Origin of the sequence: Inquilinus sp. CA228 (assembly GCF_052078665.1) — a bacterium.
Taxonomy (GTDB): domain Bacteria; phylum Pseudomonadota; class Alphaproteobacteria; order DSM-16000; family Inquilinaceae; genus Inquilinus.
The window spans coordinates 25,118-52,035 of sequence record NZ_JBQJIK010000021.1; the positions used below are offsets into that span (position 1 = coordinate 25,118).

Annotated in this window: 24 protein-coding genes and 2 riboswitches; of the genes, 11 read left to right on the forward strand and 13 right to left on the reverse strand. The window is 69.3% G+C overall.

The features are described 5' to 3' along the window. Window positions 1-139: 139 nt before the first annotated feature. The gene (locus ACTOWL_RS12465; RefSeq protein ID WP_441321549.1) at window positions 140-1,315 is read left to right on the forward strand and encodes an alpha/beta hydrolase family protein; all 1,176 of its coding nucleotides are present in this window, start codon (window positions 140-142) and stop codon (window positions 1,313-1,315) included. A gap of 45 nt (window positions 1,316-1,360) precedes the next feature. On the opposite strand, the gene gcvPB is transcribed toward ACTOWL_RS12465, so the two are convergent. The 5 genes from gcvPB to ACTOWL_RS12490 all read right to left on the reverse strand — a co-directional run bounded on the left by gcvPB (window position 1,361) and on the right by ACTOWL_RS12490 (window position 6,702). Continuing rightward, window positions 1,361-2,887, reverse strand: a complete 1,527-nt coding sequence (gene gcvPB / locus ACTOWL_RS12470; RefSeq protein WP_441321550.1) for an aminomethyl-transferring glycine dehydrogenase subunit GcvPB — start codon at window positions 2,885-2,887, stop codon at window positions 1,361-1,363. Further along, the gene (gene gcvPA / locus ACTOWL_RS12475) at window positions 2,887-4,233 is read right to left on the reverse strand and encodes an aminomethyl-transferring glycine dehydrogenase subunit GcvPA (protein WP_441321551.1); all 1,347 of its coding nucleotides are present in this window, start codon (window positions 4,231-4,233) and stop codon (window positions 2,887-2,889) included. Before gcvPA ends, gcvPB begins: the two co-directional genes overlap by 1 nt. After that, entirely contained in the window at window positions 4,233-4,616 is a 384-nt protein-coding gene (gcvH, locus tag ACTOWL_RS12480; RefSeq protein WP_441321552.1) for a glycine cleavage system protein GcvH, read from the reverse strand. The genes gcvPA and gcvH overlap by 1 nt, the downstream gene beginning before the upstream one ends. Before the next feature lie 20 nt (window positions 4,617-4,636). Continuing rightward, window positions 4,637-5,755 (reverse strand): glycine cleavage system aminomethyltransferase GcvT, encoded by a 1,119-nt coding sequence (gcvT, locus tag ACTOWL_RS12485; RefSeq protein WP_441321553.1) that lies wholly within the window; start codon window positions 5,753-5,755, stop codon window positions 4,637-4,639. A 59-nt stretch (window positions 5,756-5,814) separates the two neighbouring features. Beyond that, window positions 5,815-5,910: riboswitch (glycine riboswitch) on the reverse strand. A gap of 1 nt (window position 5,911) precedes the next feature. Continuing rightward, a riboswitch (glycine riboswitch) is annotated at window positions 5,912-6,011 on the reverse strand. A 91-nt stretch (window positions 6,012-6,102) separates the two neighbouring features. After that, complete coding sequence (locus ACTOWL_RS12490; RefSeq protein ID WP_441321554.1) at window positions 6,103-6,702, reverse strand: hypothetical protein; 600 nt, start codon at window positions 6,700-6,702, stop codon at window positions 6,103-6,105. Between the two features lie 152 nt (window positions 6,703-6,854). Here ACTOWL_RS12490 and ispH point away from each other — a divergent pair, with 152 nt between their 5' ends. Continuing rightward, window positions 6,855-7,841, forward strand: coding sequence for a 4-hydroxy-3-methylbut-2-enyl diphosphate reductase (gene ispH / locus ACTOWL_RS12495; RefSeq protein ID WP_441321555.1), 987 nt, complete (start codon window positions 6,855-6,857; stop codon window positions 7,839-7,841). Between the two features lie 2 nt (window positions 7,842-7,843). Continuing rightward, window positions 7,844-8,908 (forward strand): lysine-2,3-aminomutase-like protein, encoded by a 1,065-nt coding sequence (locus ACTOWL_RS12500; RefSeq protein ID WP_441321556.1) that lies wholly within the window; start codon window positions 7,844-7,846, stop codon window positions 8,906-8,908. On the opposite strand, the gene ACTOWL_RS12505 is transcribed toward ACTOWL_RS12500, so the two are convergent. From ACTOWL_RS12505 to ACTOWL_RS12515, 3 genes are all read right to left on the reverse strand, one after another. Further along, the gene (locus ACTOWL_RS12505; protein WP_441321557.1) at window positions 8,890-9,465 is read right to left on the reverse strand and encodes a hypothetical protein; all 576 of its coding nucleotides are present in this window, start codon (window positions 9,463-9,465) and stop codon (window positions 8,890-8,892) included. The two genes, ACTOWL_RS12500 and ACTOWL_RS12505, sit on opposite strands and share 19 nt — an antisense overlap. 69 nt (window positions 9,466-9,534) lie before the next feature. Beyond that, entirely contained in the window at window positions 9,535-12,669 is a 3,135-nt protein-coding gene (locus tag ACTOWL_RS12510) for a multidrug efflux RND transporter permease subunit (RefSeq protein WP_441321558.1), read from the reverse strand. Window positions 12,670-12,671: 2 nt separating this feature from the next. After that, the gene (locus ACTOWL_RS12515) at window positions 12,672-13,829 is read right to left on the reverse strand and encodes an efflux RND transporter periplasmic adaptor subunit (RefSeq protein ID WP_441321559.1); all 1,158 of its coding nucleotides are present in this window, start codon (window positions 13,827-13,829) and stop codon (window positions 12,672-12,674) included. A 551-nt stretch (window positions 13,830-14,380) separates the two neighbouring features. Here ACTOWL_RS12515 and ACTOWL_RS12520 point away from each other — a divergent pair. The 4 genes from ACTOWL_RS12520 (at window position 14,381) to rnhA (ending at window position 16,820) form a co-directional block, all read left to right on the forward strand. Further along, entirely contained in the window at window positions 14,381-14,647 is a 267-nt protein-coding gene (locus ACTOWL_RS12520; RefSeq protein ID WP_441321560.1) for a hypothetical protein, read from the forward strand. 357 nt (window positions 14,648-15,004) lie between these two features. After that, complete coding sequence (locus tag ACTOWL_RS12525) at window positions 15,005-15,169, forward strand: hypothetical protein (RefSeq protein ID WP_441321561.1); 165 nt, start codon at window positions 15,005-15,007, stop codon at window positions 15,167-15,169. Between the two features lie 188 nt (window positions 15,170-15,357). Continuing rightward, the gene (locus ACTOWL_RS12530; protein ID WP_441321562.1) at window positions 15,358-16,323 is read left to right on the forward strand and encodes a homoserine kinase; all 966 of its coding nucleotides are present in this window, start codon (window positions 15,358-15,360) and stop codon (window positions 16,321-16,323) included. A 29-nt stretch (window positions 16,324-16,352) separates the two neighbouring features. Continuing rightward, a complete protein-coding gene (gene rnhA, locus ACTOWL_RS12535) occupies window positions 16,353-16,820 on the forward strand; it encodes a ribonuclease HI (protein ID WP_441321621.1) in 468 nt (155 codons plus the stop codon). Window positions 16,821-16,971: 151 nt separating this feature from the next. Here the strand turns inward: rnhA and ACTOWL_RS12540 are convergent, their stop codons facing one another. After that, window positions 16,972-18,507 carry an AbiV family abortive infection protein gene (locus ACTOWL_RS12540; RefSeq protein WP_441321563.1) on the reverse strand — a complete coding sequence of 512 codons (1,536 nt, stop codon included), beginning with the start codon at window positions 18,505-18,507 and terminating at the stop codon, window positions 16,972-16,974. Between the two features lie 259 nt (window positions 18,508-18,766). Between ACTOWL_RS12540 and ACTOWL_RS12545 the strand changes: the two genes are divergently transcribed. Continuing rightward, window positions 18,767-19,765 (forward strand): saccharopine dehydrogenase NADP-binding domain-containing protein, encoded by a 999-nt coding sequence (locus tag ACTOWL_RS12545; RefSeq protein WP_441321564.1) that lies wholly within the window; start codon window positions 18,767-18,769, stop codon window positions 19,763-19,765. A 111-nt stretch (window positions 19,766-19,876) separates the two neighbouring features. Continuing rightward, window positions 19,877-20,686 (forward strand): class I SAM-dependent methyltransferase, encoded by an 810-nt coding sequence (locus ACTOWL_RS12550; protein WP_441321565.1) that lies wholly within the window; start codon window positions 19,877-19,879, stop codon window positions 20,684-20,686. Between the two features lie 46 nt (window positions 20,687-20,732). On the opposite strand, the gene ACTOWL_RS12555 is transcribed toward ACTOWL_RS12550, so the two are convergent. Further along, window positions 20,733-21,215 carry a peroxiredoxin gene (locus tag ACTOWL_RS12555; protein ID WP_441321566.1) on the reverse strand — a complete coding sequence of 161 codons (483 nt, stop codon included), beginning with the start codon at window positions 21,213-21,215 and terminating at the stop codon, window positions 20,733-20,735. A gap of 50 nt (window positions 21,216-21,265) precedes the next feature. Next, window positions 21,266-23,395: a protein-disulfide reductase DsbD family protein gene (locus ACTOWL_RS12560; RefSeq protein WP_441321567.1), complete on the reverse strand. Its 2,130-nt coding sequence runs from the start codon at window positions 23,393-23,395 to the stop codon at window positions 21,266-21,268. Between the two features lie 115 nt (window positions 23,396-23,510). On the opposite strand from ACTOWL_RS12560, the gene ACTOWL_RS12565 reads away from it, so the two are divergent. After that, window positions 23,511-24,107, forward strand: coding sequence for a YqgE/AlgH family protein (locus ACTOWL_RS12565; protein ID WP_441321568.1), 597 nt, complete (start codon window positions 23,511-23,513; stop codon window positions 24,105-24,107). Between the two features lie 80 nt (window positions 24,108-24,187). Here ACTOWL_RS12565 and ACTOWL_RS12570 read toward each other — a convergent pair whose 3' ends face one another. Together ACTOWL_RS12570 and leuC are read right to left on the reverse strand one after the other, a co-directional pair. Then, complete coding sequence (locus ACTOWL_RS12570) at window positions 24,188-24,745, reverse strand: RNA 2'-phosphotransferase (RefSeq protein WP_441321569.1); 558 nt, start codon at window positions 24,743-24,745, stop codon at window positions 24,188-24,190. 106 nt (window positions 24,746-24,851) lie between these two features. Continuing rightward, window positions 24,852-26,258 (reverse strand): 3-isopropylmalate dehydratase large subunit, encoded by a 1,407-nt coding sequence (gene leuC / locus ACTOWL_RS12575; protein WP_441321570.1) that lies wholly within the window; start codon window positions 26,256-26,258, stop codon window positions 24,852-24,854. Between the two features lie 201 nt (window positions 26,259-26,459). Between leuC and ACTOWL_RS12580 the strand changes: the two genes are divergently transcribed. Continuing rightward, window positions 26,460-26,912, forward strand: coding sequence for a DUF2147 domain-containing protein (locus ACTOWL_RS12580; protein ID WP_441321571.1), 453 nt, complete (start codon window positions 26,460-26,462; stop codon window positions 26,910-26,912). Window positions 26,913-26,918 lie beyond the last annotated feature (6 nt).

A 26,918-nucleotide genomic window follows, 5' to 3' on the forward strand; every position in this document is an offset into this window, starting at 1 on the left:
TCCCGGTGCTCTCCCCGGGCGGCAGCTGCCGCAGGGGTGGACATCGATGCGGATGTTCGGGGGCAACAATCGACGGGGCGCCGACAGCCGGGGACGAACCCCGCGCGGCGATCCCGGCCGGAGCGGGGAGAGTCACATCATGTACGGATTGCCGGCCGTTGCGGCCGTGATGTCGCGTGCCTGGCGCCGCGCGCTGATCGCCCTGGCCGGACTGCTGCTGGCCGCCTGCCAGACCAGCAGCCCGCAGATGGCCGCGATCGGCGGCACCCAGCAACTGCCGGGCCTGGTCCGGGCGCCGCTGTCGCTCGAGGTCACCATGCCGGACGGGGACCATGAGACGCTCGACGCCTTCGTTACGCGGCCGAGCGGCCCCGGCCGCTATCCGGTCGCGCTGATCACGCACGGCACGTCGGAGGATGTCTACAACCGGGCGCTGACGCCGAACCGGTATTCGTCCACGGCCATCGCCTTCGCCCGCCGCGGCTATGCCGCTGTCATGGTGCTGCGGCGCGGCTACGGCCGGTCGACCGGGCGCGACATGGTCACCGGCGTCAGCTGCGACAATCCCGGCCATCAGCGCGCCGGAGAGGTCGCCCGCACCGATCTGCTGGCGGCGCTGGAGGCGGTCCGCCAACAGCCCTGGGCGTCGCCCGACAAGGCGGTGATGCTGGGCTCCTCGACCGGCGGCTGGGCGGTGCTCGCGGCCGCGGCGGTGAACCCGCCGGGCGTGCAAGCCGTGCTCGACTTCTCCGGCGGGCGCGGCGCCTCCTGGGTGAATGTCTGCGGCAAGGATGCTCTGCTGGAGGCTGCGGCCGGCTTCGGCCAGACCGCACGGACGCAGGTGCTGTGGATCTATGCCGAGAACGACAAGGAGTTCTCGCCGGTTCTGGCGCGGGAGATGTTCGCCCGCTACCAGGCCGCCGGCGGCACCGGCGAGCTGCTCGTGACCCCCGCCTCCGGCGAGAACGGCCATTTCATCATGTCGCAGGCGCCGCCGACCCTGTGGTGGCCGCGGGTCAGCGAGTTCCTGGCCGCCCGCGGGCTGCCGTCGACCGAGCTGGTCAAGGCGCAGACGGCGGGGCTGCCGCCGCCGGCCGGCCTGTCGGAGGACGGCAAGAAGAGCTTCGCCCGTTACCTCGCCAGCACCAGCTACGAGAAGGCCTTCGCCACCGACGGCCGCGCGCACTGGTCCTGGAACTCGGGCTACCGCACCCAGCAGGACGCGGCGCAGGCCGTGGTGTCCTACTGCCGCCAGCGTTCGACCAGCTGCGTGCTGTACGCCGTCGGTGACAAGCTGATCCCCGCGGCGCCCTGAGGCGGAACGGCGGCGCCCATCCCGCGGGACGGGCGCCGCCGGCTGTTACTCCGCGGCCTGGGCCAACGGGGCCTCGGGCGTCCAGCGCAGCACCGGCTTGCGGGCCGCGCCGGTCTCGTCCAGGCGCCGGCGCGGCGCGTGGTAGGGCGCACCCTTGAACCACTCCGACTGGCCGGACTTCGCCTTCTCCACCAGCGACCGCATCATGCCGACGAACTGGTCCAGCGTCGCCTTGCTCTCGGTCTCGGTCGGCTCGATCAGCATGGCGCCATGCACCACCAGCGGGAAGTACATGGTCATCGGGTGGAAGCCCTCGTCGATCATCGCCTTGGCGATGTCAAGCGTGGTCACGCCGGTGTCCTTCAGCGCCCGGTCGTCGAACAGCGCCTCGTGCATGCAATAACCGTTCTCGAAGGCCGGGGTCAGCACGTCCTTCAACCGGGCCTGCACGTAGTTGGCGTTCAGCACCGCGTCGCTGGCCACCTGCCACAGCCCGTCGGCGCCATGGCTCATCATGTAGGCCAAAGCGCGGACGAACATGCCCATCTGGCCGTGGAACGCCTTCAGCCGGCCGAAGCTGTGCTCCGGCGCGCCGTCGCGGCCCTTGTGCTCGGCGACGCGGAAGCCGTCGGCGTCATGCACCACGGCCGAGATCGGGGCGTAGGGCGCCAGCGCCGCCGACAGCACCACTGGGCCGGAGCCCGGGCCGCCGCCGCCATGCGGGGTGGAGAAGGTCTTGTGCAGGTTGATGTGCATGGCGTCGACGCCCAGGTCGCCCGGGCGCACCCGGCCGACGATGGCGTTGAAGTTGGCGCCGTCGCAGTAGAAGAAGGCGCCGGCCTCATGCACCACCCGCGCGATCTCGACGATGTCGCGCTCGAACAGGCCGCAGGTGTTCGGGTTGGTCAGCATGATCGCCGCCACATCCGGCCCCAGCTTGGCCTTCAGCGCGGCGAGGTCGACATGGCCGTCCGCCGTCGCCGGGATGGCGTCGACCGTGTAGCCGATCGCCGCCGCCGTCGCCGGGTTGGTGCCATGCGCCGATTCCGGCACCAGCACCCGCCGGCGATGGCCCTCGCCGCGGGCCTCCTGGGCGGCGTGGATCGCCATCATGCCGCACAGCTCGCCATGCGCGCCGGCGGCCGGGGACAGGGCCACGGCCGGCATGTTGGTCAGCGTCTTCAGCCAATGCGCCAGCGTGTCGATCAGCTCCAGCGCGCCCTGCACGGTCGCGACCGGCTGCAGCGGATGGATGTCCGCGAAGCCGGCCAGCCGGGCCATCCGCTCGTTCAGCCGCGGATTGTGCTTCATGGTGCAGGAGCCGAGCGGGTAGAGGGCGGTGTCGATCGCCATGTTCATCCGCGACAGGCGGGTGTAGTGGCGCATCACCGTCGGCTCGGCCAGGCCGGGCAGGCCGACCCGGGCGCGCGGCTTGACGCCACCCAGGCGCAGCTCGGCGGTCGCCGGCTCCGGCAGGTCGACGCCGCAATGGCCGGGGCTGTCCTGCTCGAAGATCAGCTTCTCTTCGATATCCAGGCCGCGATTGCCGGTGAAGGTGTCGACTTCAGTCATCACAGCACCTCCGACAGGCCGGCGCACAGCGCGTCGATATCGGCCTCGGTGTTGGTCTCGGTCGCCGCCACCAGCAGCAGGTCGGCCAGGGCCGGGCGGTTGGCGTAGATCCGGCTGACCGGCACGCCGCCCAGGATGCGCCGCTTGGCCAGCGCGTCGATCACCGGCTCCGCCGGCTTCGGCAGGCGGATGGTGATCTCGTTGAAGAAGCTGTCGTTCAGCACCGCCACGCCGGGCACCTTGGCCAGCTTGGCCGCCAGGGTCACGGCCTTGGCGTGGTTGATCCGCGCCAGCTTGGTGAACCCGGCTTCGCCCAGCAGCGACAGGTGGATGGTGAAGGCCAGGGCGCACAGGCCGCTGTTGGTGCAGATGTTGCTAGTCGCCTTCTCGCGGCGGATGTGCTGCTCGCGGGTCGACAGGGTCAGCACGTAGCCGCGCTTGCCCTCGGCGTCGACGGTCTGGCCGCACAGCCGGCCCGGCATCTGGCGCAGGAACTTCTCGCGGGTGGCGAACAGGCCGACATAGGGGCCGCCGAAGTTCAGCGCGTTGCCGATCGACTGGCCCTCGCAGACCACGATGTCGGCGCCCATCTCGCCCGGCGGGGTCAGCAGGCCCAGCGACACCACCTCGGTGACCACCACGACCAGCAGCGCGCCCTTGGCGTGGCAGGCCTCGGCCAGGGCCGACAGGTCGTGCACATGGCCGAACACCGACGGGTTCTGGACCACGACGCAGGAGGTCGTGTCGTCGATCCGGCTGGCCAGGTCCTCGACCCCGTCGGGGCAGGGCGCCGCCTCGTCCAGGGTGAAGCCGGTGAAGTCGGCATGGGTGCGGCAGACGTCGCGGTACTGCGGGTGCAGCCCGCCGGAGATCACCGCGCGCGACCGACGGGTCACCCGGTTCGCCATCATGATGGCCTCGGCGCAGCCGGTGGAGCCGTCATACATCGAGGCGTTGGCGACCTCCATCCCGGTCAGCAGCGCGACCTGGGTCTGGAACTCGAACAGATACTGCAGCGTGCCCTGGGTGACCTCGGGCTGGTACGGCGTGTAGCTGGTCAGGAACTCGCCGCGCTGGATCAGGTAGTCGACCGTGGCCGGGACGTGGTGGCGATAGGCGCCGGCGCCGCAGAAGAACGGCACCGTTCCGGCCGGCACGTTCTTCGCCGCCATGGCGCCCAGCGCGCGCTCGACCTCCAGCTCGCCCTGGTGCGGCGGCAGCTCCTGCAGCGGGCCGGGCAGCCTTGCGCTCTGCGGCACGTCGCGGAACAGGTCGTCGACCGAGCCGGCGCCGATCGCCGCGATCATGTCGCGGCGGTCGGAATCGGTCAGGGGCAGGTAACGCATCATTCGGCGTCCTTGAGGAAGGTGTCGTAGGCGGCCGCGTCCATCAGCTCCTTGAGGGCGCTGGAATCGAACGGCTTCAGCTTGATGAACCAGCCGTCGCCGAAGGGGTCGTCGTTGACCAGCTCCGGGCTTGACTCAAACTCCGCGTTGACCGCAGCCACTGTGCCCCCCGCCGGGGCGTAGAGCTCGCTCACCGCCTTGACCGATTCGACCGTTCCGAACGCCTCGCCGCGCTCCAGCGTCCGGCCGATCTCGGGTAGCTCGACGAAGACGACGTCGCCCAGTTGCTTCGCCGCAAATTCGGTGATGCCGACGGTGGCGGTGTCCCCGTCGACGCGGATCCATTCATGGTCCTGGGTGTAGCGGCGATCGCTCGGGTTCATGATGCTGGTCTCCCTGTTGGTCAGCGGTGGAAGTTCGGGGCGACGAAGGGCAGGGCGACGACCGTCGCCGGATGCGCCTTGTCGCGGATCAGGAGGGTGACGGCCGTGCCGGGGGCGGCGAAGCCGGTCTCGACGTAACCCATGGCGACCGGGCCGGCGATCGAGGGGCCGTAGCCGCCCGAGGTGACGCGGCCGATCTCGCGGCCGTCGGCCGACAGGATCGGTGTGCCTTCCCGCGCCGGGGCGCGGCCCTCGGGCCTGACGCCGACCCGCTTGCGCGCCGGCCCTTCGGCCAGCTGCTGCAGGATGCGGCCGGCGCCGGGGAAGCCGGCCTCGGCGCGGCGGCGCTTGCCGATGGTCCAGGACAAGCCGGCCTCGACCGGAGTCGTCGTGGTGTCGATGTCATGGCCGTAGAGGCACAGGCCGGCCTCGAGCCGCAGCGAATCGCGGGCGCCCAGGCCGATCGGCGCCACCTCCGGCTCGGCCAGCAGCCGGCGGGCGAGGTCCTCCGCCTCATCGGCCGGGACCGAGATCTCGAAGCCGTCCTCGCCGGTGTAGCCGGACCGGCTGACCATGCATTCGACCCGGTCAAGGGCGAAGGTGCCGGATTCCAGGAAGGCCAGGGCGTCGGCGCCGAAGGCGTGGCGCGCCAGCACCGCGGCCGCCTTCGGGCCCTGCAGCGCGATCAGGGCGCGGTCGTCCAGCCGCACCAGCCGGGCGCGGCCGGCCAGCTTCGCCGCGATATGGGCGAAATCGGCGTCCTTGCAGGCGGCGTTGACCACCAGGAACAGCCGCGCCGGGTCGGGCGTGCGGGTGATCATCAGGTCGTCGAGGATGCCGCCGTCGTCGTTCAGCAGCAGGGAGTAGCGGATGCGGCCCGGCGCCAGGGCGGCGATGTCGCCCGGCAGCAGGGTCTCGATCAGGGCGGCCGCGTCCTCGCCCGGCTCGGCCTCCAGCCAAGCCTGGCCCATATGGCTGACATCGAACAGCCCGGCCTCGGCCCGGGTGTGCAGATGTTCCTTCATGACGCCGGCCGGGTACTGCACCGGCATCTCGTAGCCGGCGAAGGGGACCATCTTGCCGCCGAGCTCGACATGCAGGTCGTAAAGCGGGGTGCGCAACAGGGGAGTATCGGTCACGGTGTCCCGGTCCTCGCAGACAAAAAGGTGGGCGTGCGGGACGATTCCCGCGCGCCACCCCCTCTGTCTGGGACCTGAGAGAATCGCCGGGAACCCTGTCCGGCTTACCCCATCGGTGAGGCCGCGGCGGACGCCGCGGCCTGCTCTCCAGAGTGCCTTACCCTGACGGTCCTTTGGCCTGAGAGTTTCCGGGGCGTTTGCTCCTTCGGCGCCGGTTCCGCGGTAACGCGGTTCCAGTCTCTCCCGCCAGGGTCGTAGGCCGTATCAATGCGCTGCCGGACACTCGTCCGGCGCGCCGAAAAAGTCAATCCGCGACCTTTATCGTTCCGTCATCGTCACTGGCGCCGTCACTGCGGCAGGTTCGGGTCCGGGTCGCGCGGGTCGGGTATCACCGGGGCGATGGTGCGGCGGCCGGCGGCCTGGGCGGCCGCGCCGGGCGTCCGCGGATCGTTGCGGTGCTTGTTGAACTCGAGCTGCTGCGGCGTCAGCTGGAAGCCGATCATCACCTTGTACGAGCCGCCCTCGGCCGGGCTGGAGACGGGGATCACCTGCTCCAACGGCTCCTGGATGGTCTCGCGCGGGGTGACCTGCAGCCGGGGCACCGGGATCTTCACGTCGAAGGTGGCCTTGTTCAGGATCCGGTCCTGGGCGTCGGTGACCGCGACGAAATACTGCACCGGGACGTCCTTCTCCAGCCAGGCGGCCGGGCCGCGATAGGCGGTGAACTCGACGTTCACGTTCATGGTCACGGCGTTGTCGCCATAGGTGCAGTCGCCCCGGGTGTTGGTGATCCGGGCCTCGACCAGCACGTCCTTCGGATTGGTGCTGTTGTTGCGCACCAGGTCGTAGACCGCGGCCTCCTGCGGAATCACGATCTGCGGGCAGCGCAGCCCGGCCCGCTGCGCCGCATTCTCGCCACCACAGGCTGATAGTCCTGCCAGCAGCAAGAGAGAGCTGCCGGCCCAGAGGCGTCTTGACCGGAGACCCCCTGAGACGCCGTACCGCGCTTTTCTTGAGAGAGCACCTATATTAGGGTCGCGGCGCGAGACTTCGGCGGGCATCGCCCTCTCCTTCAACAACGGGTTCAGGACCATAGGAAATGGCACAGGCTGGCACAAGCGCAGGCGCGGATGCGCGGGACGCGCTGCCGTCCTTGACGGTGATGCTGGCCTCGCCGCGCGGGTTCTGCGCCGGCGTCGACCGCGCCATCCAGATCGTCGAGCGGGCGATCGAGAAGTACGGCGCCCCGGTCTATGTCCGGCACGAGATCGTGCACAACCGCTTCGTGGTCGAGACGCTGGAGGCCAAGGGCGCGATCTTCGTCGAGGAGCTGGACGAGGTGCCGAACGACGCGCCGGTCGTGTTCTCCGCCCATGGCGTGCCGAAATCGGTGCCGGCGGAGGCGGAGCGGCGCAAGCTGCTGTATCTCGACGCCACCTGCCCGCTGGTCAGCAAGGTGCATCGCGAGGCCGAGCGGCACTACCGCACCGGCCACACCGTGATCCTGATCGGCCATGCCGGCCATCCGGAGGTGATCGGCACCATGGGCCAGCTGCCGCCCGGCGCGGTCCGGCTGGTCGAATCGGTCGAGGATGTGGCGACGCTGGAGGTCGAGGATCCCGACAACCTCGCCTTCGCCACCCAGACCACGCTGTCGCTGGACGACACGGTCGCGATCGTCGACGCGCTGAAGGCGAAGTTCCCGACCATCTCGGCGCCGAACAAGCAGGACATCTGCTACGCCACCACCAACCGGCAGGAGGCGATCAAGGTGATCGCCCCGCATTGCGACGCGGTGCTGGTGATCGGCGCGCCGAACTCCTCCAACTCGGTGCGGCTGGTCGAGGTCGCGCGCCGGGCCGGCTGCGACAAGGCGATGCTGGTGCAGCGGGCGGCGGATCTCGACTGGTCCTGGTTCGACGGCATCGCCACCCTCGGCATCACCGCCGGCGCCTCGGCGCCCGAGGTGCTGGTCGAGGAGGTGATGGGCGAGCTGCACAAGCGCTATGCCGTCACCATCCAGTCCGAGCCGACCACGGTCGAGACCATCACCTTCAAGCTGCCGCGCGAGCTCAGCCCCGCCTGACCATGCCGAAAGATGGACATCTGAGTCCGCAGCGTCTGCGGACGCCCGAGGCATTGGTCGAGGCCGGCCTGGCGGGGCATGAGCGGCTGGCGGAGCTGCGCGACGTGGCCTCGCGCTACGCCATCGCGGTGACGCCGGCGATGGCGGAGCTGGTCGACCCGACCGATCCGCACGACCCGATCGCGCGCCAGTTCGTGCCCGGTGCGGCGGAGCTGGAGACCCGGCCGGAGGAACTGGCCGACCCGATCGGCGACAGCGCCCACAGCCCGATCCCGGGGCTGGTCCACCGCTATCCGGACCGGGTGCTGCTGAAGCTGCTGCACGCCTGCCCGGTCTATTGCCGCTTCTGCTTCCGGCGCGAGATGGTCGGGCCGGGCGGCGAGGCGATGGGCGAGGCCGACATCACGGCCGCGATCGACTACATCCGCGCCCGGCCGCAGCTGTGGGAGGCGATCCTGACCGGCGGCGACCCGCTGATGCTGACGCCGCGCCGGCTGGCCGATGTCGTCGCGCGGCTCGACGCCATCCCGCATCTCGGCGTCATCCGGCTGCACAGCCGGGTGCCGGTGGTGGAGCCGGAGCGGGTGACGCCCGAGCTGGTGGCGGCGCTCAGGGCGCAGGACAGTGCCGTCTGGCTCGCCATTCACAGCAACCATCCGTGCGAGCTGACGCCGGCGGCGCGCGACGCGATCCGCCGCCTGGCCGATGCCGGCGTGGCACTGGTGTCGCAGACCGTGCTGCTGCGCGGCGTCAACGACGACCCGGCGGTGCTGGAGCAGCTGTTCCGCGACTTCGTGCGCCTGCGGATCAAGCCCTACTACCTGCATCACGGCGACCTCGCCCCCGGCACGGCGCAGTTCCGCACCGGCATCGAGGACGGGCGCCGGATCATGCAGACGCTGCGCGGCCGGCTGTCGGGCCTGGCCCAGCCGACCTATGTCCTCGACATCCCCGGCGGCCGCGGCAAGGTGCCGGTCGGGCCGGGCTACCTCGACGGCTCCGACGCGGAAGGCTGGACCGTCGAAGACCCGAACGGCGAGCGTCACGCCTACCCACCGAGGGGGTGACCGGTCAGTCCTGGCCGGCCCGGCCGGTGAGGGGGCGGAGCGAGCAGCCGCCGACGGACCGCCACGATGCCGCGGCTGAACAGGACGAGCATCACGCCGATCGCCAGCCGCGCGGCGGTGGAGACGAAGCCGCCGAAATCGTCCGGTGCGATGATGGGCATGGGAATGTTGTTCTCGGTCACATAGCGATAATACAGCCCGGCCTTGCCCCAGTAGTAGAAGGCGTCGGCGATCGCGGTCGCCACGAAGTACAGGCCGAGCGCCGCGATCGCGATCTCCTCCACCGCGCGGAGGTCGGGGCCGCCGCCCTGGCCAGGCGCGGCCGGCACGACCAGCAGGCGATCGGTGATCCGTCCCGCGCTCCAGAACAGGACGATGCCGATTAGGATCGCGATGGCCGGCGGCACGAGTGCCATGGCGATGACGTCGCGGGCCGTCATCGGCTCCTGGATGGGCAGGGAGCGCGCCAACAGGACCGGCAGGTCGATCACGGCGGACACGATGATGACCAGCCCGGCGATCTTGACCAGAAGGCGAGCGATGTCCCGCAGCGGCATGGCACGACCCCCCGGTTCAGCCGGCAGGCAGCGTATCAGGAAGGCACGGCCGCACTCCAGCCCGCCGCTTCACTCCCCCGCCGACGGCGCGGCCTCGGGGGCCAGGTGCGGCGCCATGGCGCTGCCCTGCGACCGGCGACTGGCCAGCCAGACCCGGAGCTTGTCGAGATACAGGTAGACCACCGGCGTCGTGTACAGGGTCAGGGCCTGGCTCAGGATCAGGCCGCCGACCATGGCGTAGCCCAGCGGCTGCCGCAGCTCCGACCCGGTGCCGGAGCCCAGCATCAGCGGCAGGCCGCCCAGCAGCGCCGCCATCGTCGTCATCATGATCGGGCGGAAGCGCATCAGGCAGGCCTGGCGGATCGCATCGAACGGTGCCAGCCCCTGGTCGCGCTCCGCCTGGATGGCGAAGTCGACCATCATGATGCCGTTCTTCTTGACGATGCCGATCAAGAGGATGACGCCGATCAAGGCGATGACGCTGAAGTCGAAGCCGAACAGCATCAGCATCACCAGTGCGCCGGCGCCGGCCGACGGCAGGGTCGACAGGATTGTCAGCGGGTGGATGTAGCTCTCATAGAGCACGCCGAGGATGATGTAGATGACGATCAGGGCCGCGGCGACCAGGATGGGCTCGCTGGCCAGCGACGACTGGAAGGCCTGGGCGTTGCCCTGGAAGGCGCCGGTCAGCGAGGGCGGCACGCCCATCTCCTGCTCGGCCTGCTGGATCACCGTCACCGCGTCGCCCAGGGCAACGCCCGGCGCCAGGTTGAAGCTCAGCGTCACCGCCGGGAACTGGCCCTGGTGGTTGATCGACAGGAACGCTGTCGGCCGGGTGGTCCAGTGCGCCAGGGCGCTGATCGGCACCTGCTCCCCGGTCAGCGGCGACTTGATGTAGATCCGGTCGATCGCCGAGGGCTTGTCCTGCATCTGCGGCAGCACCTCCATCACCACATGGTAGCTGTTGACCTGGGTGAAGTACTGCGCCACCTGGCGCTGGCCGAAGGCGTCGTACAGCGTGTCGTCGATCAACTGCGGCTGGATGCCGTAGCGGGCGGCGGCGTCGCGGTCGATGTCGAGCGTCAGCGTGGTGCCGCCGGTCTGCTCGTCGGTGGCGACGTCGCGCAGCTGCGGCAGGGTCTGCAGCTTGGCGTAGACCTTGGGCGCCCACTGGTTCAGCTCGTCGATATTCGCGTCCTGCAGCGTGTACTGATACAGCGTCCGGGTCGGCCGGCCGCCGATATTGATGTCCTGGGCCGGCTGCAGGAACAGCGCCGCCCCCTCGACCTTGGCCAGTTGCGGCCGCAGCCGGTCGATGATCTGGCTGGCCGAGGCCTGGCGCTGGTCGCGCGGCTTCAGGGTGATGAACAGGCGGCCGTTGTTCAGCGTCTGGCCGCCGCTGGAGCCCAGCGCCATGCCGACGGTGTCGACATCCGGGTCGGCGGCGACGATCTTGCCCAGCTCCACCTGCTTGCGGCTCATCTCGGCGAAGGAGATGTCCTGCGCCGCCTCCGACGTCCCCATGATCAGGCCGGTGTCCTGCTGCGGGAAGAAGCCCTTGGGGATGACGACGAAGAGGTAGCCGGTGGCGGCGATGGTGGCCAGGAACACCATCAGGGTGATGCGGCTGTGCTTGAGCGCGGCGTCGAGCGACCGGCGATAGCCCGCCAGCATCAGGTCGAAGCCCCGCTCCGACATCCGGTACAGGCGTCCGTGCTTGCCGGTGTCGTGCTTCATGAACTTCGAGCACATCACCGGGGTCAGGGTCAGCGACACGATCGCCGAGACCAGGATGGTCATGGTCACGGTGACGGCGAATTCGCGGAACACCCGGCCGACGATGCCGCCCATCAGCAGCAGCGGGATGAACACGGCGACCAGCGACAGGCTGATCGAGAAGATGGTGAAGCCGATCTCGCCGGCGCCCTTCAGCGCCGCCTGCACCGGCGACAGCCCCGCCTCGATGTGGCGGTGAATGTTCTCCAGCATGACGATGGCGTCGTCGACGACGAAGCCGACCGCGATGCTCAGGCCCATCAGCGACAGGTTGTCCAGGCTGTAGCCGAACACGTACATCAGCGCCAGGGTGCCGACCAGCGCCAGCGGCACGGTCACGCTCGGGATCGCCGTGGCCCAGAAGCTGCGCAGGAACACGAAGATCACCATCACCACCAGGCAGATGGTCAGCAGCAGGGTGAACTGCACGTCGGCGACCGAGGCGCGGATGGTGGTGGTGCGGTCGCTGAGGATGTCGACCTTGACCGCCGGCGGCATCGCCGCCTGCAGCTGCGGTAGCAGCGACTTGACGTGGTCGACCACCTCGATGACGTTGGCGCCCGGCTGCTTGTACACGATCAGCAGCACCGCGCGCTGGCCGCCGGCCCAGGCCGCGAGCTTGGTGTTCTCCGGCCCCTCGACCGCCTGGCCGATGTCGCGGATGCGCACCGGCGCGCCGTTCTTGTAGGCGATGATGACGTCGTTCCAGGGCTCGGCCTTCAGCTCCTGGTCGTTGTCGTAGATGGTGAAGGTCCGCGTTGCGCCGTCGATGCTGCCCTTCGGGCTGTCGGTGGTGGCGTCGGCGATGACGCCGCGCACATCCTCCAGCCCGATGCCCAGCGCCGCCAGCTTCTGCGGGTCGACCTGCACCCGCACCGCCGGCTTCTGCTGGCCGCCGATGTTGACCTGGGCGACGCCCGCCACCTGGCTGATGTTCTGGCTCAGCACGTTCTCGGCATAGTCGTCGACCGTGGTCAGCGGCAGCGTGTCGGAATGGACCGCGAAGACCAGGATCGGGGAGTCGGCCGGGTTGACCTTGCGGTAGGTCGGCGGCGAGGGCAGGGTCTTCGGCAGCTGCCCGCCGGCGGCGTTGATCGCGGTCTGCACGTCGCCGGCCGCGGCGTCGATGTTGCGGTCGAGGTCGAACTGCAGGGTGATCGAGCTGTTGCCGAGCGTACTGCTCGAGGTCATCTGCGACACGCCGGGGATCTCGGCGAATTGCCGCTCCAACGGCGCCGTCACCGACGAGGCCATGGTGGTCGGGTCGGCGCCGGGCAGCTGGGCCGAGACCTGGATGGTCGGGAAGTCGACCTGCGGCAGCGGCGCCACCGGCAGCAGCGGATAGGCGACCAGGCCGACCAGCAGCACCCCGGCCATGATCAGCGAGGTGGCGATCGGCTTGCGGATGAAGGGGGCCGAGATGCTCATGGTCAGGCGCTCGGCTGGCTGGGGGCGGCCGCGCGGGTCTGCACCCGGGTGCCCGGCTGCAGCCGGTACTGGCCGGCGGTGACGACGCTGGCGCCGGCGTCGAGGCCGGTCTCGACCACGGCGGCGCCGTCGGTGATCTGGCCGATGCCGACCGGCCGCAATTCGACCGTGTCGTCCGGCTTTACCGCGTAGACATAGAGGCCGTCGGGCCCGTGCTGGATCGCGGTGGAGGGCACGGTGACCACGTTCTGCTCGGTGCGCAGCAGCAGCCGGACGTCGACAAACTGGCCGGGCCACAGCTGGTCGGTCTTGTTCGGGAAGGTCGCCTTCAGCCGGATCGTGCCGGTGGCCTGGTCGATCTGGTTGTCGACCAACTCCAGCGTGCCCTGGTCCAGCGGCTTGTCGTCGCCGCGGGTGTCGGCGAAGACCGTGAGCGGGCCCTTGGCCATCGCCGCCGAGATCTCCGGCAGATCCTCCTCCGGCAGGGTGAAGATCGCCGTGATCGGGTGCAGCTGGGTGATCACCACCAGCCCGCCGGTGTCGGTGGCGTGGACGATGTTGCCCTGGTCGACCAGGCGGATGCCGGTGCGGCCGTCCAGCGGCGAGGTGATGCTGGTGTAGCTGAGCTGGGTGGCGGCGCTGTCGATCGCCGCCTGGTCGCCCTCGATCTGGGCCTGCAGCTGCGCGATCAGCGCCTTCTGGGTGTCGACGCTCTGCGCCGTCGCGTATTGGTGCAGGTTCTGGAAGCGCGTCAGGTCGAGCTGGGCGTTGGTGAGCTGCGCCTCGTCCTTGGCCTTGGTCGCCTTGGCCTGATCCAGCGCCGCCTGGAACGGCCGCGGGTCGATCTGCGCCAGCACTTGGCCGGCGTTCACATGCTGGCCTTCCTGGTAGGACACCGTCTGCAGCTCGCCGTCGACGCGGGTCTTCACCGTCACCGTGTTCAGCGCCTGGACCGTGCCCAGGCCGGTCAGATAGACCGGGACGTCCCGACGCTGCGCCGCGGCCGCCTCGACCGGCACCGCCGGCGGCGGTGCGGCCTGGGGCGAGGCCGAGGCGGCGCTGCCGCGCAGCTCGCGGCCCACCAGCACGGCGGTGCACAGCGCGACGAGGGCGATCGGAATGCCGATCCGGAGCACCGTCCGGCGGGCGACGAGGGGCATCTGCATCTCCAGCAGGACAATCGAGAGAAGCGCGGGCGCCGCCGGCCTGACAGCCGCGGCGCCCGCGATGGATGTCTCCTCCCGGTCGATCAGGCCGATCCGATGCGTGTCCCCGAGGGGGAAGGCGGGGCTGGTCGCGGACCGGTGCCGGCGTGAGTGGAAGGCGCCGGCGCGCGTCGATTGAATTCTTGCGCGCAGGCCCCAGAATGTCTTTATGGAATTTGCAGAGTCAATGCCGGGTTTATATTCGAGGACAAGATGTCGCAGTATTTTGAAGTACAGATCCGAATGATTATTAGGAGAACGTGATCTATTGATTAAATTCGTGTAAGCAGAGTTCCGCCGGCGCCAACCCTGGCCATATGTTGCAGTGCGGGATCGCACGGCGCCGCCGCGATCGCGGCGGGCCTCAGGCCGAACTGCCGGCGGTCCGCAGGACTCCTACGAAGACCACGCTATGCGATCTGGCACGCCGCCCGAAGGGCCGCTCCAGATACGGTTGAAAAGGAACAATCATGTCTTTGCTCAGGCATCCCCGCCCCGCGGGGTTCGTGGCTCTGCTCGTGCTCGGAATCGCCACCGCCGGGCCCGCCTTTGCCGGCACCGGGCTGCAGTCCGAGCATTACGAGATCCTGCCGCAGATGGCGCAGGCGGATTCGGCCGATGCCCAGGACGCGTCATCCTTCGACAACGGCGAAAACGGCACCGACCGCGCCGCGCATATGGGCGCCTTCGGCCATGACCATGCAGGGCGCGGGGGCGGCCACGGGCACGACGGCGGGCATGGTGGCGGCCACGGCGGAGGACATGGGCGGTAGGCGAGGATAGCCGCTCCGCGGGGCATCCGGTCGCCGGGTTGCCCCGCGTCTCTTCCTTCGACAAGCGTTCCGGCACGCTGAAGGCGGGCGCTGTCTCGTCCACTTGATGCCCATGGCCGTCTGTGCCGAAGGATTGCTGCGCCTGCAATGATGAATTCATCGTGACATGGGTTAAATCCGCTTAACCTTCGTTTACTCCGGATCGGCCGATGCCTAGCTGTTGGTGGCAGGGCCGCGCCGGATACTTCCCCCACCAAGCTGGGCAGCGGTTCGACACCGACCTCTGCGCAACCGTATGTTCGATCCGGCAATGCCGCCCCCAACGGACGGTCCGGATCTCATGAAGAGGAAAAGATCATGTCCGTCCTGAAGATTGCCCGCCCGATCGGCCTGGCCGCTCTGATCGCCCTGGGCGTTGCCGCCTCCGTCTCCGCCGAGGCCCGCACCGGCCTGCAGTCGGAGCATGGCCCGAGCGCGCTCCAGAGCTCGAACGCTTCCCACTATCCCAACCCGCGCCGCTGAGCCGCCTTCGCTGGTTGCCGCGAGAGGGCGGCGGCAGATCTCCCGGCCGATGCCGGTGGGCCTGCCGCCGCCCTTTCGTCTTGCCGGCCGGCCCGCGCGTCCGTATCCAGCGCCATTCTCTCTTCCTTCGACAAGCCGCCCCCTGCGCTCTATGAAGGCTGGCTCAGCCGCTTTCACCCGGGCGATCCATGGCCGTCTACACCGAAGTCACCGACGAGGATGTCGCCGCCTTCGCGGCGGAGTACGACATCGGCACCGTGCTCTCGCTGAAGGGCATCGCCGAGGGCGTCGAGAACTCCAACTACCTGCTGGTGACCACGGCCGGTCACCATATCCTGACGCTGTACGAGAAGCGGGTGGCCGAGTCCGACCTGCCCTTCTTCCTCGGCCTGATGCAGCATCTGGCGGCGCGCGGCGTCGAATGCCCGCTGCCGGTCGCGGCCCGTGACGGGCAGGCGCTGCGCCGCCTCGCCGGCCGGCCGGCGGTGATCGTCACCTTCCTCGACGGGCTGTGGCCGAAGCGGATCCAGCCCTGGCACTGCCAGGCCCTGGGCCCGGCGCTGGCCCGGATGCACGCGGCCGGGGCCGATTTCCCGATGACCCGGCCGAACAACTTGTCGCTCGCCGGCTGGCGCCGCCTGGTGGCGGATTGCGCCGATCGCGCCGACACCGTGACGCCGGGCCTGGCCGAGGGCATCACCCGCGAGCTGGCCTTCCTGGAAACGCATTGGCCGGCTGACCTGCCGGCCGGGCTGATCCATGCCGACCTGTTTCCGGACAACGTGTTCTTCCGCGACGGCCGCCTGTCCGGGCTGATCGACTTCTACTTCGCCTGCACCGACATGCTGGCCTACGACCTGTCGATCTGCCTGAACGCCTGGTGCTTCGAGCCGGATGGCGCCTTCAACGTCACCAAGGCGCGGGCGCTGCTGTCCGGCTACCGGGCCGAGCGGCCGTTGTCGCCGGCCGAGGTCGCGGCGCTGCCGATCCTGGCGCGCGGCAACGCGCTGCGCTTCCTGCTGACCCGGCTCTACGACTGGCTGAACCATCCGCCGGGCGCCTTCGTCCGGCCGAAGGACCCGCTCGAATACTGGCGCAAGCTGCGCTTCCACCAGCAGGTCACGAGCGTGGCCGCCTATGGGATCGATCCGTGACCGACACTCCCGCGACGACGAAGAAGCCGATGAAGCTGCCGAAGGTCGAGATCTTCACCGACGGCGCCTGCAGCGGCAATCCCGGCCCCGGCGGCTGGGGCGTGCTGCTGCGCATGGGCGAGACCGAGCGCGAGCTTTATGGCGGCGAGGTGCTGACCACCAACAACCGGATGGAGCTGATGGCGGCGATCCAGGCGCTGGAGGCGATGAAGCGCCCGATCGACGCGGTGCTGACCACCGACAGCCAGTATGTCCGCAACGGCGTCACCCAGTGGATCAAGGGCTGGAAGGCCCGCGGCTGGGTCACCGCCGACCGCAAGCCGGTGAAGAATGTCGACCTGTGGCAGCGGCTGGAGGCGGCGACGGCGCCGCACAAGGTCCGCTGGGAATGGACTCGCGGCCATTCCGGCCATGCCGAGAACGAGCGGGTCGACGAGCTGGCCCGGAAGGGCCTCCGCGAATTCGGCCGCGGTTTGGCGCCAGTCGAAGCGTCGTAGCTAACCATTTGAGTATGGCAGCCAGAGTTGTCCGCCATGGGTGGGTAAGTCCGATGGCGCATCCGACGGGAGAGGCAACGCAAATCTCGCGATCCCCGACAATCGTCATCCCACTGCCGGTCAGCAGCTGCGTGCCCAGACATTCCGTGCCTTACTCGGTTGACCTCCGATCTAGGATCGTGCGCCAAGTTCGGCGGCCAATATGAATAAGATAGAGGTCTGCAAGCTGCTTGGCCGATCTCAAATTGACGAGCGGCGTCTCGGCCGGATCCCCCTCAGGCCTCAGAACCTTGAACATCCGATCGCGATGCTCGCGCTCTGGCATAAAGGGCATGAATCCCTGGTGAAAGCTGGCCTCGAAACCCTCGGACTTGCCGCTCCACTCTCCATATCGGCGTAGTGCTCCAGCCAAGCTAGCGACGAAGGCATGCCGAGCTAGCATGTCGAAGCTATAGAAGATGTCAGATTTAGCGATGAACGCGAGTCCGTCGAAATAGGGGTTGAAGATTGGCTCGGCCTCTGTTTCCGGCAGCGGCGCGAAGGCCATCATGCAGTGGATGGCATGATCGATATGCTCGTCGGTCAGCGCAATTGCTCGACCATCGCCCCAGAAACTCTCACCTTGTCTGATCTTTATCGCGCGATTTATCTCGAGGTCGTGAATCTCTTTGAACATCTCTTGTTCGAAACCCGGCCTCTCGAACCAGAAATAGCCGATACTGCCGATGTTGAGGCAGGCAACCACCAGTTTAGCTAGGGCAGTCAACCTGCCAGGCAATGAAGGCAATGGCTCATTGTTGTGCAGTGCTATTTGGAGTGTGAACTGGTCCTTCTTGCCCGACCATAGAAGCTTAACTGAGTCGATTTGGTCGTTCCAGCGCGCCAGCACCTTCGATCTGAGCGAATGCGAAGGTGTGTGAATCACTGCATTTGCGCGCCAGCGCGGCTTGGTTGCTCCCTTCGGTGCGCCCGGCCGTACGAATTCAGCTTCCAATATTTGGCGTCCCTCCAGCTCGATCCGCGTCACTTCGCTGCGCGCCCAATCGGCCCAAGCACGTGCGTCGCCGTTCACCGCCTCATATTGTGCGATGAAAGGCTTGCTCAGCAGCAAACGCGACCGATCAGGATCGGCCATTGTATCGAGAAACCATTCAGTAAGATCATCGACCTTACCACTCGGGGTTCCGGGTTCCTGTTCGTAGGCAAGGCGCCTACGCGCCAAGGATAGTGCCTGCTCGGCATCTACCGGCTGTACCTGTTCACTCGGGGGAAGGTCAGTCAGATCGGCCTTCGCATCGACGTAGAGGGAGGCCAGTCGCATGGTGTGGGCGCGCTCGGCGAATTGGCGTGCCGCCTCGAAATCTGCTGGATCGATGCGGATCATTGGGGACCAAACCGCCCATTGCAGCTTGCGACGATGACTGTCGAGCGAACGTTCGACCCAACTCCCGTCGAGGTTTGCATGATTGATCATCAGTGCACCGAGCATGCTTGCTTTGCCGACTTCCTCGAGTGCAAGCAGACTCAGGTGATAGCGGATGTGTGGCCAGCCTTCTGTTCCGAGCTGTTCAGTCGCGTCAATAAAGCCTTGGGCCTGATCCAAACAGAGCTGTCGGGCATGCAGCAATTTCTGGTCCATGGCATCCCTGATTTGCCACGCGAGCATCCGATCGCCGGTGGCATTCACCGACGCTACACCAGAACCCCACATTAGCGTGGTCTTGTTAGCAGACGTATCTATTACCGGACGGCCGCTCCGAGGATCGCTACGCATTCTATGGATGGCCAAGTTAGGTGCAAGGTTGGGTTCGCCATGGGCGAACCCAACCCAGTCCTCGCCGCGGAGGCTTGAACCCGACCATCCACTCTCCATATTACTTATGGTAAGTTACTATTCGTAATAGCGCCGCTGTGCCTTGCCGGCGGCCTCGGGAAGGGGATGGATCATGGTTCAGCGAGTCCTGATCGCCGGCGGCTATGGCGCGGTTGGCGGCACCGCCGCCCGGTATCTGCGCCGGCTGGCGCCGGATCTCGACATCATCCTGGCGGGGCGGTCGCCGGAGTCCGGCGCGGCGCTGGCGCGCGAGATCGGGGCGACGACACTGCGGCTCGACGTCGCCGATCCGGCGGCGGCGTTGGCCGATCTCGGGCCGGTCGACCTGATCGTGGCGGCGCTGCAGGACCGCAGCGACGCGCTGATCCACGCCGCTCTGGCGCAGGGCGCCGCCCATATCGGCATCACCAAGGTGGTGGAGGAGACCGGGCCCGCGGTGTTCGCGGCGCTGCACGCGCCGCCGCGGCGGCCGATCGTGCTGGCGGGGCATTGGGCGGCCGGGGTGCTGATCCTGGTGGCCCGGCAGGCGGTCGCGGATCTCGCCCGGGTCGATGCCGTCGCCATGGCTGCGCTGTACGATGCCGCGGACGCGGTCGGGCCGATGAGCGCCGCCGATGCCGAGGCCTTCTCCGGCCGCGCCCTGTTGCGCCGGGCCGGGCAATGGGCCTGGGTCGATGGCGGCGGGCACGGCCGCGCCCTGCGCCTGGCCGATGGACATGAGGCGACGGTCCAGCCCCTGGCCGCGCTGGATGGGCCCAGCCTGGCGGCGATCACCGGCGCGCCCGACATCCGCTTCGATTTCGGCATGGGCGAATCGCTCGGCACCCGGGCCGGCGGCCGCGCCTCGCATGAGGGTCTTATCGAGATCGCAGGGGCGCTGCGGTCGGGGCAGCCCGTGCGGCGGCGGGTCCTGGTGTCGGACCCGAAGGGCGTGGACCATATGACCGCGCTGGGCGCCCTGGTCATCGCCGAACGCGTGCTCGGCCTGGACGGGCTGCCGCTGCCGGCCGGCGGCCTGGCCCTGCCCGAGACCCTGGTCGCGCCCGAGGCGGCGATCGCCCGGTTCGAGCAGCTCGGCGTCCGGATCACGACAGAGACGGACCCGGCCTGAACCACGGGGCCGCCGCGCGGCGGCCCCGGCGGCGCCCAAACGGCGACACTTTCCCGGCCATACGATCGGCACCCGGCCGGCGCGACGCCGGCCGGGGGTGGGGGGACGCACATGCCGGAGCGTATCGATCTGTTCGACAGCACCTACGGCCACTTCTCCGAACGCGTGGTCGAGGCGGTCCGAAAGGAGACCTTCGGGACCGATATCGGCCAGAACAGCTGGACGACGATCGAGGAATACGACCAATTCCTGCCGTGGCTCGCGCTGACGCCGGACCACCATGTGCTCGAGGTCGCCAGCGGGTCCGGCGGCCCGGCGCTGTACCTCGCCGGCACGACCGGCTGCCGCATCACCGGAATCGACTCGAACGAGGAGGGGGTGGCCACGGCGTCGGGGCTGGCGGCCCGGTCCGGCCAGGTGGATCGGGCGCGCTTCGCGGTGGCGGATGCGAATGCGCGGCTGCCCTTCGACGACGACAGCTTCGATGGCATCGTCTGCATCGATGCCCTGAACCATCTCCCCGACCGGGTCGCGATCTTCCGGGAATGGCGCCGCGTCCTGCGGCCCGGCGGCCGCGCGCTGTTCACCGATCCGGTCGTGATCACGGGCGGCGTGACCAATGACGAGCTGGCGACGCGCAGCTCGATCGGCCTGTTCCTGTTCGTGCCGCCGGGGCTGAACGAGCGGTTCATCGCCGAGGCGGGCCTCGAACTCGTCCGGCTCGAGGACGCGACTGCGAATGCCGCCCTCGTGTCCGGCCGCTGGCATGCCGCACGGGCCCGGCACCGGGACGCCCTGCTCGGGATCGAGGGCGAGGAGCGCTTCGCGGGCCTGCAGCGGTTCTTTGCCGCAGTGCATCGGCTCACCAGCGAGCGGCGCCTGTCGCGGATGATGTATCTGGCGCGGAAGCCTGTCGGGTAGCGCGACGGCCGGGGGCACGGAGGCCCCCAGCCGAAGAATTCCTGTCCTACAGCGCCGCCAGGATGGCTTCGCCGCTCGACACCTCGAAGGCGCCCGGCTTCTCGACGCCGAGATGGGTGACGACGCCGTCCTTGGCGATCAGGGCGAAGCGCTGCGACCGGGTGCCCAGGCCGTAGCCCGACCCGTCCATCTCCAGCCCCAGCGCCTTGGTCAGGGTGGCGTTGCCGTCCGGCAGCATGAACACCGCCTCGCCGACCTCGTTCTTGTCGGCCCAGGCCTTCATCACGAAGGGATCGTTCACCGACAGGCAGACGATCTGGTCGACGCCCTTGGCCTTCAGCGCCTCGGCGTTGCCGGTGAAACTCGGCAGGTGCTTGGCCGAGCAGGTCGGGGTGAAGGCGCCCGGCACCGCGAACAGGGCTACGGTCTTGCCCTTGAGCAGGTCGTCGGTCGTGACCTCGGCCATGCCCTCCTTGCCGAGATATTTCAGCGTGACCGACGGGAAGCGGTCGCCAACCTTGATCGTCATGGGTGTTCTCTCCGCCAGAATCCGATGGGCCGGCCCGTGCCGGCCGGATGTTATGAGCTCGCGCCGCGGGCCTGCTTCAGGGCGTCCAGAACCGCCTCGGTGCTCAGCAGCTCCGGCAGCAGAATCCCGTCCGGCGCCCCCGGCCCGTACACGGCGTTGAACGGTATGCCGTAGCGGCCATGCGCCGCAAGGTAGTCGGCGATGCCCTGGTCGGGATTGGTCCAGTCGGCCAGCAGCGGCGCCACCCCGGCCTCGCTAAGAGCCGCAGCCACCGGGTCGCGCTCGATCACCAGCAGCTTGTTGACCTTGCAGGTCAGGCACCAGTCGGCGGTGACGTCGACGAACACCACCTTGCCCTCGCGCACCAGCCCGGGGATCGCGGCCTGGTCGAATCGGATCCAGGGGATGGCAGAGGCCGCCTGCGCCGCCGCCGCGTCGGACCGGTCGAAGCGCAGCGGCAGCAGCACCGCCGCCAGGGCCAGCACCGCGGCGACGACGGCGCCGATCCGCCGGATCGCGATGCCGCCGCGCCGGCGCAGCCACAGCACCCGCCCGATCGCCGCCAGCGCCGCCGCCACCCCGGCGGCGGCCGCCGGCGGCACCTGCACGGCGAGGACCGACAGCAGCCATGCGGCGGTGCCGAACAAGGCGAGGCCCAGCAGGGCCTTGACCCAGGCCATCCAGCGGCCGGGGCGCGGCAGCAGCCGGGCCAGGCCCGGCACGGCGGCGATCAGCAGATAGGGCAGGGCCATGCCGATGCCGAGCGCGGCGAAGATCGTGCCGATCTCCAGCGGCCCGCGCGACAGGGCGAAGCCCAGCGCGGTGCCGACGAAGGGGGCGGAGCAGGGGGTGGCCAGCAGGGTGGCGAAGGCGCCGGTCAGGAACGGGCCGGCCAGGCCCTCCTGCTCCGGCCGTCCGGCGCCGCTGGCGCGCGCCGCGGCGTCCATGGCGCGGCCGGGCAGCACCACCTCGAACAGGCCCAGCAGGTTGGCGCCGAACAGGGTGACGATCACCGCCATCGCCGCCAGGAACACCGGCTCCTGGAACTGGATGCCCCAGCCGACCGAGGCGCCGGCCGCCTTCAGCCCGACCGCGCCGCCGGCCAGCACCAGGAACGAGGCGACGATGCCGGCGGCGGTGGCCAGCAGGCCCAGCCGCTGCCGCCGCGGCGTCCCGGCCTCGACGCCGCCGAGCTTCACGATCGACAGCAGCTTCAGCGACAGCACCGGCAGCACGCAGGGCATCAGGTTCAGGATCAAGCCGCCCAGCAGGGCGACGCCCAGGATCGACAGCCAGGCGGCGGCATCCGGCGCAGTTGCCACCGCCGCGCCGACCGTCGCCTTGGCCTCGACGCTGCGCGGTCCGTCGACCAGGGTCAGGGTGAGGGGGCTGCCCGTCAGCGCGGCCGGCGGGTCGGTCACCGCCTGGATCCGGTCGATCTCGGCCACCAGCCGGCGGCCGCCCTCGCTGGTGGTAATGCGCGGCGCGGCGAAGGCATCGCCCGGCGCGCCCTCGACGAAGATGTCCGGCGCCTCGAAGGGCTCGCGCGCCGTCGCCTCGATCCGCAAGCCGCCGTTCGGCCCGACCGAGGTGGCGGCGACCGGGCCGATGGCCAGCCCGGCGGCGGCGCCGTCGCCCGGCACCGCGTTGGCGTAGCGGTCGATCAGGTTGGCCGCAGCCGGGTCGGGCGACGCCGGACCGGCCGGCAGGTCGAACGCGAAGGTGAAGCTGGCCGGGATGCAGATGTCGCTGCACACCAGCACGGTCGCGGCCAGGGCCAGGTGCTGCGGCTGCCCCTTCTGCGCCACCGGCAGGGTCAGCGGGAACACCACCTCGGTCTCGTAGCCATAGGTCTCCAGACCGAACAGCTGGAACCGGTGCGGCGCCGGATAGGCCAGGGTCGCGGTGCCGAGATTCGCCGAGCCCGTCCAGTCCAGCGCCGGCGGCAGCCCGGCATCGCCGGGGGAGCGCCAATAGGTCTTCCAATGCGGGTCCAGCCGGATGTGCAGCCCGGCCGGGATCTCGCCCAGGGTGCCGGTGCCGTCGACCGCCGTGACCAGCCGCGCTGACGCGCCCTTGGCGTTCTGCCACGGCGTCTCGGCGGCCCTGGCCGCACCCGGACCGGCCAGGGCGGTGAGGCCAAACGCGGCAGCCGTCAGGATTGCGAGCCTACCGATCATCGAATCTCCGGCACCATGAAACCGCCTTTCTTTGGCCTATATAGTCGTTCGAAACCAGATCGGCGCGGGTTAGCCTAGTGTCGCAGCCGGAAGCAAAGACGGAGCAGTGGTCGGGATGAGACGGGCGAAATCCTCCAAGGGCGCCAAGGTGCCGGCGGATGGCAGCTACCTCGCGGGGCAGTTGCTGATCGCCATGCCGACCCTGGTCGCGCCACCCTTCGCCCGGACGGTGATCTATCTCTGCGCCCACAACGACCAGGGGGCAATGGGGCTGGTGGTCAACAAGCCGCTGTCCAGCATCGACTTCCCGACCCTGCTCGACCAGCTCGGCATCCCGCATGGCGACCTCCTGGGCAGCACCCGGGTGCAGTTCGGCGGGCCGGTCGAATCGGGCCGCGGCTTCGTGCTGCATTCGACCGACTACCGGGCCGAGAAGACGGTGGTGGTGGGCGAGGTCGCGGTGACCTCGACGCTCGAGGTGCTGCAGGCGATCGCCGGCGGCACGGGGCCCAGCCGCCACCTGCTGGCGCTCGGCTATGCCGGCTGGAGCGCCGGCCAGCTCGACGCCGAGATCCAGGCCAATGGCTGGCTCACCGTGCCCTGCGATTCGGACATCCTGTTCGGCGAGAACCTGTCGGTGAAGTGGGAACGCGCCATCGCCAAGCTCGGCATCGACCCGATGATGCTGTCGGGCGAAGCCGGTCATGCTTAAGGGCTGAACGCGTTGCCTCTCCCGCCACGTGGGAGAGGCAACGTACCATCAATCTGACCCGACTGCGGTGGCGAGCGCGGTCAGTCCAGTTCGCGCACATCGCCCAGAAACGCCGGCGGTACCGTCTTGGTCAGCCACACGCCATTGTCGGCGCGGTGAAAGACGAAGCCCTGCCGGTGCATCGCGCCGGCGGCGACCGGCAGCACCACGGGCTGGCCATGCCGGCGGCCGACCGCCGTTGCGGTCTCGACATCCGGCGACAGATGGACATGGTGGCGCGAGCCGGCGACCAGCCCCTCGGCCCGGATCGAGGCCAGGAACCGGGTCGCCGTGCCGTGGAACAGCTGCTCCGGCGGCTCCACCGGCGCATAGGCGATCGCGACCTCCGCCGTCGAATGGCCCTGGTTGGCACGGATCCGGGCGCCGTCCGGGCTGATCGCGAACCGCTTCTTGTCGTTGCCGTCGACCACCGCCCGGATCAGCGCGCGGTCCAGCGCCCGCCCATTCGCGGCCGCGGCGGCGATCAGCGCGTCGATCCCGGCCCAGCCCTCGCTGTCGAGCGCCAAGCCGATCGCCTGCGGCTCGTGCCGCAGGACGTAGCTCAGAAACTTGCTGGTCTCGGTCAGCCGGTCGGCCATGATCGGGTTTCTCGCGGGTCGAGGCCGCGCAGCCTATCACACCCGCCGGGCCAGCCAGCCGGCGCGGGTCGGGTTCGCCCTTCGACGAACCCGACTTACGCAGCGGTCAGTTCAACTCGCGCACATCGGTCAGGTGGCCGGCGATCGCCGCGGCCGCGGCCATGGCCGGGCTGACCAGGTGGGTGCGGCCGCCGCGGCCCTGCCGGCCCTCGAAGTTGCGGTTCGAGGTCGAGGCGCAGCGCTCGCCCGGCGACAGCTTGTCGGCGTTCATCGCCAGGCACATCGAGCAGCCGGGCTCGCGCCAGTCGAAGCCGGCATCCCGGAACACCACGTCCAGCCCCTCGGCCTCGGCCTGCTCCTTCACCAGGCCGGAGCCGGGGACGATCATGGCGTAGACCGTGCCGGCCACGTGCCGGCCGCGGGCCACCGCGGCGGCGGCGCGCAGATCCTCGATCCGGCCGTTGGTGCAGGAGCCGATGAAGACCTTGTCGACCGGCACCTCGCTCAGACGCTGGCCGGGCTTCAGGCCCATATAGTCCAGGCTGCGGCGCCAGGCGCTGGCCTTGTTGGCGTCCGGCGCGGCCGCCGGGTCCGGCACCACGCCGGTGATCGGCGCCACGTCCTCGGGGCTGGTGCCCCAGGTCACCATCGGCACGATGTCCTTGGCCTTCAGCACGACCTCGCGGTCGTAGCGGGCGCCGTTATCCGAGGGCAGGGTGCGCCAGTACTCGACCGCCTGGTCCCAGGCCTCGCCCTTCGGCGCCAGCGGCCGGCCCTTGACATAGGCGAAGGTGGTGTCGTCCGGGGCGATCAGCCCGGCCCGGGCGCCGGCCTCGATCGACATGTTGCAGACCGTCATCCGGCCTTCCATCGACAGGGCGCGGATGGCATCGCCGGCATATTCGATGACATGGCCGGTGCCGCCGGCGGTGCCGATGGTGCCGATGATCGCCAGGATCATGTCCTTCGCGGTCACGCCCAGCGGCAGGTCGCCCTCGACCGTGATGCGCATGTTCTTGGCCGGCTTCTGCAGCAGCGTCTGGGTGGCCAGCACATGCTCGACCTCGCTGGTGCCGATGCCGAAGGCCAGCGCGCCGAAGGCGCCATGGGTCGAGGTGTGGCTGTCGCCGCAGACGATGGTGGTGCCCGGCAGGGTGAAGCCCTGCTCCGGCCCGATGATGTGGACCACGCCCTGGCGGATGTCGTTCATGGTGAAGATCGGCACGCCGAAATCGGCGGCGTTCTTCTCCAGCGTCTCGACCTGGATCCGGCTCTCCTCGTCGGCGATGCCGCCGGCCCGGTCCGAGGTCGGCACGTTGTGGTCCGGCACGGCCAGGGTGGCCTGCGGCTGGCGCACCTTGCGGCCGGCCAGGCGCAGCCCCTCGAAGGCCTGCGGGCTGGTCACCTCATGCACGAGGTGGCGGTCGATGTAGAGGATGCACGTGCCGTCATCCTGGCGGTGGACGACATGGCTGTCCCAGATCTTGTCGAACAGTGTCCGCGGCGCGCTCATCTCTCACATCTCCGTCATCCGGCTCTTCGGCCGGCGGCCCTCTCGGCCGACGCTGGACCATAGCCGAGCGCAAACCGAGGCAAAAGCTGGAATAATTTCAAAGTTGTCACCCTCCCCGCGGTGCAAATCGGGACGATGGACAGGAATCCGGTCCGGCCGCATCCTCTGGAGAGAAGCAACGAGACAGATATGGGAGCGCCCATGACCATCCGCAGCGCCGTTCTCGCCCTCGGCCTCGCCGTCGTCCTGGCGGCCCCGGCCGCCTCCGCCGCCGATGGCGGGATCAAGGGCTTCTGGCGCACGGGGGACGGCCGCTCGGTGATCCAGATCACCGATTGCAGCAACGGCATCTGCGGCCTGATCGCCGCCCTGCCGCCGGACGCCCCGGCCACCGATGTGAACAACCCGGACGAGAGCAGGCGCAGCAAGCCGCTGTGCAGGCTGATCATGCTGCACAGCTTCACCCAGGCCTCCGACACGGAGTGGGAGGACGGCACGATCTACGACCCGAAGAGCGGCAAGACCTATGACGCCAAGATGCATCTGACCGGGCCGGCCACGCTGGACCTGCGCGGCTATGTCGGCATCAGCCTGCTCGGCCGCACCGACACCTGGACCCGCCAGCAGCCGGGCAGCTTCAAGGCGTGCGGGTGATTTGAG